Here is an 8,095-nt window from a genome sequence, read left to right as displayed (position 1 = left end):
GCCGCAATGTGGTCGAACGCCAGTTTTGCCATGTGAAACAGTGGCGCGGCCTGGCCACTCGCTACGACAAACTTGCCATCGTCTACCGATCCGCAGTGGTCTTGAACGCCATCATCGCCTGGACACGGCATTTGTCAGACATGCCCTAGTGCTCGACCGACTTCGCGAGCAGCGGCAGCGCCCGGAACGGCACCACCTGCGAGAGCACCACCACCGACACCGACCGCGCGACGGTCGCCGAATGATGCAGTTCGATGAGCAGCGTCTGCAGGTCGTCGTGCGACGCGGCCGCAACGCGGCACAGGACGTCGCCGACGCCGGTGGTGGCCCACGCCTCGACCACCTCGGGGAACTCCTCGAGTTCCTTCGTCAGCTGCCCCAGCGAGCCCTGCGCGATCTCCAGTGTCACGAACGCCTGCACCGGGTATCCGGCTGTGCGCAAGTCGATCTCGGGCCCGTAGCCGGTGACGATCCCGGACTCCTCGAGTCGGCGCAGCCGGGCCTGGACGGTTGCTCGCGCGACCCCCGCCCTACGGGAGAGTTCCAGCACCCCGATCCGCGGCTCGTCCCGCAGCCGCGTGATCAGGTCGACGTCGAGAGCATCGAGTCGGTGCCCACCCCGATCCACGACTGGTCCGGACTCTCAGGGCGTGACTCGGGAGCGGGCGACGATCACCGGGCACTGCGCGTGGTAGAGCAGTGACTGGCTGGTCGAGCCGAGGACGGCGCTCTCGAACCCACCGAGGCCGCGGCTGCCGACGACCATGGCGCGCGCCGACGCACTGAGCGAGACGAGGTGCTTCGTGGGGCCGGCCTTCGCGATCACCGTTTCGGCGGACACCGACGGRAACTTCGCGCCCCAAGTCGCGATCAGCCGGTCGATGCGGCCGCGGGCCTCCTCGTCGGCCTCCTGGCTGCCCCGCCGGCGCCGGGCGTGAATCGCGATCAAGTCGGCGTGCCGGATCGACGCCTCCTGCATCGCGGTGCCAACCACGATGTCGGCACTATCCGAATGGTCCACACCCGCAATGATCGGGCCGGACGTGGGCGGCACGGGGCTGCCGTCGGCGCCGCGGATGATCGCGACCGTGCACTTGGCGTGGTGCGCCAGCGACAGGGCCGTGGAGCCCAGCACCATCCGCTCGAAGAAGCCGGCACCGACCGAACCGACGACCAGCAGGCTCGCGTTCTCGGACAGATCGACGAACGCGCGATTGACCCGGCCGCGCAGCAGTTCCACCTCGACGTCGACGGTGTAGTCCTCGACGGTGGCGGCCTCGCGGGCGGCCTTGAGGGATTCGCGCCCGAACGCCTCTTCTTCCTCGAGGTCGTCGGCGACGAACGGGAAGTCGTTCTCGGTGTCGATGACGTGCACCAGTTTCAGCGGCACCTTGCGGGCGTGCGCCTCGACGACCGCCCACTTGACGGCATGGATCGCGGCGTCGGATCCGTCGACGCCGACGATCACCGGCCTGGTCTCGTTCGCTGGTGACATCGTCCACTCCGATCGCCTCGGTGCTGCACATTCGGTATCAGACTAACGGCGAAACCCGTCCGGGGGCGTGAGCTTGGGACGGCGGTGCCGGAGAGGTTCAGGAGGCGATTTCGTCCGACGGATCCTGATTCGTCCGGTTGACTGCGGCTTCCTCGAACTCTGTGAGACTCGCGCGGATCAGGGCGACGTATCTGTCGGTGTCGGGCATCATCCCGCGGTCGGCCATCACGGTCAGTGTCAGGTCTCCACCAGCAGCGGCCGCCAGGAAATGACGCAGACCGTCCCCGTCCACCGGCGGCTGCCCGCCGAACACCGCCGCGGCCGGCGCACCGTTCAGGGTGAGGCTGTCGACCCCGAATGCCACGTTGCTGATCATGGTGTGCTGGTGGCGGGGGTGGCCGGGGTCAAGATTGGCGGCTTCCCTGCGCGTGTATATGAACAGTCGCATCATGGGCGGAGGCACCGTCTCCATCGCCGCAGCGGCCCTGCGAACCGCAATGTGGGAGGTGCGGGCCTTCTCGGACTTCGACGATTCGGCGATGCGCGCCACCCGTTCGAGCGGATGCTCGACATCGGTATGCATGTCGACGTTCATGATTGCCAACTGGTTCGCCGATTCCCAAGCCTCCACCTGCCGCACCGATCGTGGCACGATCGCGACGAGCGAGCCCGGGTGGGGCTCGCCCTTCTCGGCGAGGTAACGCGCGAGAGCATCCCCCACGACAGCTAGCAGGGCGTCGTTCACGGTCGCGCCGGGAACGGCTTCTCTGATACGGCGGAGCGATGTCGTGGGCAAAGTGATCGGCACCATGGCGCCGGATCCACTCACCTTGCCGTTGAAACGGATGCCCGGCTGTTCGGCGTTCGCCAACCAGGCACCGGACATCTCGGCCTCGTTCAGGGCCCGATCGGCGGCACGGTTGCCCGGAACATCCTTCGCGAACCGGATCAGCTGACGCGGAAAACCCAACACCGACTTGGCGAGCAGCCGGGCACCGAGGCACCGCGCTGGGTGGGCAGGGGCAGGAGTGCACGTCTCGTCCGAGAAGACCTTTTCCACCAACTGCAACACCCCCAGCCCGTCTCCGATGCTGTGGTGGGCCTTGAGCGCTACCGCGGTGAGGCGACCTGGCTGATCGACGATCCCGGAGACACCGGTGAAGAAGTGCAATTCCCACGGTGGTCGGGTGAGGTCCATACGTGAGGTCAGCAACTCGGCGAACGGCGCCTCGAGGGGCGCCCATCCGGGTTCGCTGACTGTAGTGGCCCGCACGTGGGCACTCAGATCGAAGTCGGGAACAGGGATCCAGTGCGGATGTTCCAGACCCAGCGGCACACGGCGGATGCGATGGGTGAACATGTGGTGGTGGCCGAGCCGTGCACGAACCCACTCGACTGCGCGTTCCTGGGTTAGCTCCGCATCCGGATACTGCGTGGTGTCGAAGACATACACGACAACGAAGTGCCCCAGGTGCCCGTCGGTCTCCCCGTAGATGAACTCGGCATCCCGGGTCGGAATGGGCCAAGTTCCCGCCGCGAGCCAGTCGGCAAATCTCATACGCACCTTACTCTTTTGGGTTCTTCTGCTTACAGGATGCGCAACGCGCAAAAGCCCTGAAGCACGCTTCAGGGCCTCGCGACTCCGTTCGAGCCGTGCGCGGACGAGCGGAACCGACCGACTGCCGCGCTACTTGTTCTTGATCGCGTTGCTGCCGATCCCCATGAGGGTGAAGTTGTTGGCCATCCAGAAGATCATTTTGTTGAGGTAGTCAGGAATCATTGTCAGCCCTTTCCGGAAGTAGGCATTGGTCAGGTGAACAAGGCGAGCAGATACTGCGTGATCGAATTCACGAGACTGACAGATCCGACTCCCACGAGATCAGAGCTGTAGGTGAGCGACGACTCGAACATGTTTCTCCTCCCGTTTACAGGCCGGCGACAGAGCCGATGACTGTATCGACGCTTCCGAATATCGCGACCGATCCGGCGTTCCCCATATTGAGGAGGCCCGCCACGATCGCGGCCACACCGTCGACAAGACCCTTGAGGGAGTTGATCGGCGCCACCATCGATGCCGGATCAACACTCGTGACGAGGTCCAACAGGCTTCCGCTATCCATTTTCACTTACCCTTTCTTGCGTTTCAGTTGTCACTCGAACGGAGGCATCCAGTTGAAGTCGACCGAGAAGCCGAACGGCAGGAAGATCAGCATTCCGATCAACGGCCTGAGAAAGGCACCAGYTTCGCCATCCAAGGCGGTGGCGACGGATCCGAGACTACCCATTATTCTCCCTTAACTCTCTTGATGCGGCTCACGCCGCAATCATCAGCTGAGTTCGATTGACGAGACCAGCGCATCGGACACGAGGTTGACACCGGGCATAAATGAGCCCGCCCAGGCCCCGCCCAGCAGATTCAACATCAAAGCGGCTCTTCCCGATTGGGAGTGCATGAAGTCGGTTCGCAGCTGACGCAGTGAGGCCCAAGATGTAGACGAGTCCTGCGGTGTGAGGATGAAGGTTCCTACGCCACTCATCCAGCAACCACAGGACTCATGACCGACACTACCGGCCTCGTCGCCGACACCATCTGCCGAACCGTCGAGCTCGGGGTCACGATCACCGGCGCCGCGATCGCCGAGGACCTCACCTGGATCGAATGCCGGCCCGTCGAACACGATTCGGCGTGCCCGTCGTGCGGGCAGCCCGGCCGGCTCCGCGACCACGTCGAACGGGTCCTGACCGATCTGCCGGTCGTCGGGCATCCGACTCGTCTGCGGGTGCGTCTGCCCCGCTTCACCTGCACCGACGACGGCTGCGAGGTGACGATCTTCCGGCAACGCATCGACCGGGTCGCCGCCCCGAAAGCCACCACCACCCGCCGCTGTTCCCACTGGATCCTGCAGCGGTTGGCGATCGACAAGATGTCCGTTGCGGCCATCGCCCGCGCCCTGAGTCTGGGCTGGAACACCGTCAACGCGTTGGCGGTGTCGCTGGCCCGGGAACTCGTGTTCGACCATCCCGGCCACCTCGACGGCGTCCGCTACCTCGGGGTGGACGAACACAAGTGGAAACATCGCCGCGGACAAGGGGACCCGGACTTCGTCACCGTTATCGTCGACCTGACCCCGGTGATCGACGGGACCGGTCCGGCCCGCCTGTTGGACATGGTGTCCGGCCGCACGGCGGCCGCGCTGACCAGCTGGTTCGAGAAGAGGGACGCGAACTTCCGTCGTCGGGTGCAGGTCGTGTCGATGGACGGGTTCGCCGGTTACCACACCGCGGCCGCGCAGGCGCTGCCGACGGCGCGCACGGTGATGGACCCGTTCCATGTGGTGCACCTGGCCGCGGAGAAACTCACCGTCTGCCGGCAACGCATCCAACAGGACACGCTCGGGCATCGAGGCAGGTCAGGTGACCCGCTCTACGGGATCCGGAGGATCCTGCTCACCCGCACAGATCTGCTCACCGACAAGCAGACCGCGAAACTCGACGCGGCCCTCGCTGCAGACGCGCACGCCGCCATCGAGGCCACCGCATGGTGCTATCAGGATCTCATCGCCGCCTACGGGAACCCGGACCGCCGGGCCGGAAAGCTCACGATGTTCAAGTGCCTCAAACGGATTCGTACCGGTCTGCCGAAAGGATTGGAGGAACTCGCGCAGCTCGGTCGCAGTCTATGGAAGCGGCGGCACGAGATCCTCGCCTACTTCGACACCCGCATCTCGAACGGCCCAGTCGAAGCGATCAACGGACGCCTCGAACACCTGCGTGGCATCGCTCTCGGCTTCCGGAATCTCGACCACTACATCGTGCGGTCACTGATCCACTCCGGCCAGCTTCAGGAACGGATCAACGCACTCTGAAACGGGAAGAGCCATCAAAGCCTTAGTCGCGTCGAAAAAGACTACGCTCATACGAAATCCCACCCTCTCGATCGGCGTTGGAAGCATTCCTCGGAAACCTGCACGGCATCGCACCCGCCTTCCACGCAGAAGCGATATCGAGCAGCACACAGACACTCAGGAAGCACACACATCTGAGGCCCTGATCGCCCCTCTCGGGTCCCTTTGTAGCCGTGATCGAAAGGAAACTAACCCATGCCCGTCCCCTTTGGGAGGCTTTTTGCGGAAGATCCTCCAGCAACCCCAAGGCGACACCATCAGACCTGGTCAGAGAGGTGCACGGAGCGAAGCCCGTGTCCACAGCATCCCCGTCGATCGGCGCTCGGAGATTGATTGCACTGGAGTCCAATGAATGCCGACGATCAAATAATCAAAATGTACTGCAGTGCAATTTTGAAGGTCCGTGGGCAGTATCTGAGACGAGTGCCAACACAATGCCGACCGGGCAACCTCCGAGCGGATGTCCAGCTCACTTCTGTACACATTGACCACCCATGTGGCGCTCAAGCGATGCAGATCGTTCAATCTGAACAGAGAAATCAGTCGATGTTGCCGAGGCGGATGCGGCGAAGGTGTGATCAAGACACGTCGTCCACGGGAGGTTCGCTCATGACCGTCGACCAGTCACTCGGCCGCCTCGACGACGCGGCGCTGCGCCAGCTGCTCGGGCTTGTCGAACACGATCCGTCCACCGATCCGTTCCCGGTGGTCGGCTGGGACGCGATCGTCTGGGCGGTGGGCAACGCGACGCAGGCCGCCGCGTACTACCGCACGGTGTTCGGGATGGACCTCGAGGCGTACTCGGGTCCCGAGACCGGCAACCGCGACCACCGCGCATACGTACTACGCAGCGGCGCCGTCAGATTCGTGCTCACCGGCGGCGTCGACCCGTCCAGCCCACTGCTCGACCATCACCGCCGGCACGGTGACGGCGTCTACGACGTCGCACTCGAGGTCACCGACGTCGACCGCTGCATCGCGCACGCGCGCAGCCAGGGTGCCCGGATCCTCGTCGAACCGCACGACGTCACCGACGAGCACGGCACCGTCCGCACCGCGAGCATCGCCGCCTACGGCGACACCCGGCACACGCTCGTCGACCGCTCCCGCTACACCGGGCCCTATCTGCCCGGCTATGTCTCACGCAGGCAGTCCCACGGCACCGGCCGGCAGGTGATCCAGGCGCTCGACCACGTGGTCGGCAACGTCGAGCTGGGCAAGATGAACGAGTGGGTGGCCTTCTACCACCGCGTCATGGGATTCACCGACCTCGCCGAGTTCGTGGGCGACGACATCGCCACCGAGTACTCGGCGCTGATGAGCAAGGTGGTCGCGAACGGCAACCACCGCATCAAGATCCCGCTCAACGAACCTGCTGTGGGGCGCAAGCGGTCTCAGATCGACGAGTTCCTCGAGTTCTATCGCGGCCCCGGATCGCAACATCTAGCACTGGCGACGTCCGACATCCTCGGCGCGGTGGACCACCTGACGGAGGCGGGCGTCGAGTTCCTGCCGACACCCGCGTCGTACTACAAGGACCCGCAACTGCGCGCCCGGATCGGCGAGGTGCGTGTCCCGATCGAGGAGCTCGAGCGCCGCGGCATCCTCGTCGACCGCGACGAGGACGGCTACCTGCTGCAGATCTTCACCAAGCCGATCGGCGACCGGCCGACGGTGTTCTTCGAACTCATCGAGCGGCACGGCTCACTCGGGTTCGGCAAGGGCAACTTCCAGGCCCTGTTCCTCGCGATCGAACGCGAGCAGGAGCGGCGCGGCAACCTCTGATCGCGCCGCCCCTGTGCGGTCGAATCAGATGGACGTGATGCCCAGGTCCAGGGACATCTGCGAACCGGTGACGGTGCGCGACCGGTCGCTCGCCAGGTACAGCACGACCTCGGAGACGTCGTCGACGGTGCACTTGTTGAGGCCGGCGAGCGGCCACTTGTAGTTGTCCAGGTAGCGCGGGAACTGGGAGAGGATCTTGCCGACGTTGGCGTCCTGGCCCATCGGGGTGTCCACCGCGCCGGGGTGGATCGAGTTGACGCGAATGCCGAACTCGCCCAACTCGATCGCCGCGGTCTTCGTCAGACCCACCAGGCCGTGCTTGGCGGAGGTGTAGTTCGACGTGCCCGGGCTGGCCTTGATGCCGGCCGCCGAGCTGACCACGATGATCGAGCCGCCGCGGCCGCCGTCGATCATCGCGGGCACGGCCGCCTTGAGCGTTCGCCACACACCGTTGAGGTTGATGTCGATCATCGTGGTCCACTGCTCCTCGGGCATCTCCCAGAAGCGGTTCCACGTCGAGATGCCGGCGTTCGCGACCACGATGTCGAGACGGCCGAAGCGCTCCACACCGGCGTCGACGGCGGCCTGCAGCGCGGCCTGGTCGCGCACGTCGCCGATGGACGTGACGATCTCGCGGCCCTCGGCGCGCACCAGGCGGGCAGTCTCCTCGAGATCCTCGGGCGTCGCCGCCGGGTAGCCGACGTCGTCAGAGATCGGTGCGCAGATGTCGAGCGCGATGATGTCCGCACCCTCCTGGGCGAAGCGCACCGCGTGGTTGCGCCCCTGTCCGCGTGCCGCGCCGGTGATGAAGGCGACCTTGTTCTCGAGCAGTGCCATGCGAATCCCTCCGGATCCCTCGTCGTCCAGTGTCTTCGCAGATTAGGACGGCTATCCGGACCAGCGGCCCAGC

7 protein-coding genes are annotated in these 8,095 nt (G+C 65.0%); 2 read left to right on the top strand and 5 right to left on the bottom strand.

All coding sequences use genetic code 11. The annotated features are described in order from the left end of the window. Positions 1-145: 145 nt before the first annotated feature. The 4 genes from AB4Z09_RS08385 to AB4Z09_RS08370 all read right to left on the bottom strand — a co-directional run bounded on the left by AB4Z09_RS08385 (position 146) and on the right by AB4Z09_RS08370 (position 3,615). A complete protein-coding gene (locus AB4Z09_RS08385) occupies positions 146-628 on the bottom strand; it encodes an Lrp/AsnC family transcriptional regulator (protein ID WP_114723881.1) in 483 nt (160 codons plus the stop codon). A gap of 15 nt (positions 629-643) precedes the next feature. Next, positions 644-1,495, bottom strand: coding sequence for a universal stress protein (locus AB4Z09_RS08380; RefSeq protein ID WP_442239529.1), 852 nt, complete (start codon positions 1,493-1,495; stop codon positions 644-646). 97 nt (positions 1,496-1,592) lie between these two features. After that, positions 1,593-3,053, bottom strand: a complete 1,461-nt coding sequence (locus tag AB4Z09_RS08375; RefSeq protein ID WP_114723883.1) for a wax ester/triacylglycerol synthase domain-containing protein — start codon at positions 3,051-3,053, stop codon at positions 1,593-1,595. A 367-nt stretch (positions 3,054-3,420) separates the two neighbouring features. Further along, positions 3,421-3,615: a hypothetical protein gene (locus AB4Z09_RS08370; RefSeq protein WP_114723884.1), complete on the bottom strand. Its 195-nt coding sequence runs from the start codon at positions 3,613-3,615 to the stop codon at positions 3,421-3,423. Between the two features lie 435 nt (positions 3,616-4,050). On the opposite strand from AB4Z09_RS08370, the gene AB4Z09_RS08365 reads away from it, so the two are divergent. Both AB4Z09_RS08365 and hppD read left to right on the top strand, forming a co-directional pair. After that, positions 4,051-5,361, top strand: a complete 1,311-nt coding sequence (locus AB4Z09_RS08365) for an ISL3 family transposase (RefSeq protein WP_442239528.1) — start codon at positions 4,051-4,053, stop codon at positions 5,359-5,361. Positions 5,362-6,009: 648 nt separating this feature from the next. Then, positions 6,010-7,185: a 4-hydroxyphenylpyruvate dioxygenase gene (gene hppD, locus AB4Z09_RS08360; protein ID WP_429517082.1), complete on the top strand. Its 1,176-nt coding sequence runs from the start codon at positions 6,010-6,012 to the stop codon at positions 7,183-7,185. Between the two features lie 24 nt (positions 7,186-7,209). On the opposite strand, the gene AB4Z09_RS08355 is transcribed toward hppD, so the two are convergent. Continuing rightward, complete coding sequence (locus AB4Z09_RS08355; RefSeq protein ID WP_174913756.1) at positions 7,210-8,022, bottom strand: mycofactocin-coupled SDR family oxidoreductase; 813 nt, start codon at positions 8,020-8,022, stop codon at positions 7,210-7,212. Between the last annotated feature and the right edge of the window lie 73 nt (positions 8,023-8,095).

The organism is Rhodococcus sp. TAF43 (genome assembly GCF_052113525.1).
In the GTDB taxonomy this organism is placed as follows: Bacteria; Actinomycetota; Actinomycetes; order Mycobacteriales; family Mycobacteriaceae; genus Prescottella.
Note: the sequence above shows the minus strand (reverse complement) of the source record. Positions and strands in the feature narration are given on the sequence as shown.

Coding starts and splice junctions, on each gene's coding strand:
- AB4Z09_RS08375 (WP_114723883.1), bottom strand. CDS start 3,053: ATGAGATTTGCCGACTGGCTCGCGGCGGGAACTTGGCCCATTCCGACC.
- AB4Z09_RS08370 (WP_114723884.1), bottom strand. CDS start 3,615: ATGGATAGCGGAAGCCTGTTGGACCTCGTCACGAGTGTTGATCCGGCA.
- AB4Z09_RS08365 (WP_442239528.1), top strand. CDS start 4,051: ATGACCGACACTACCGGCCTCGTCGCCGACACCATCTGCCGAACCGTC.
- hppD (WP_429517082.1), top strand. CDS start 6,010: ATGACCGTCGACCAGTCACTCGGCCGCCTCGACGACGCGGCGCTGCGC.
- AB4Z09_RS08355 (WP_174913756.1), bottom strand. CDS start 8,022: ATGGCACTGCTCGAGAACAAGGTCGCCTTCATCACCGGCGCGGCACGC.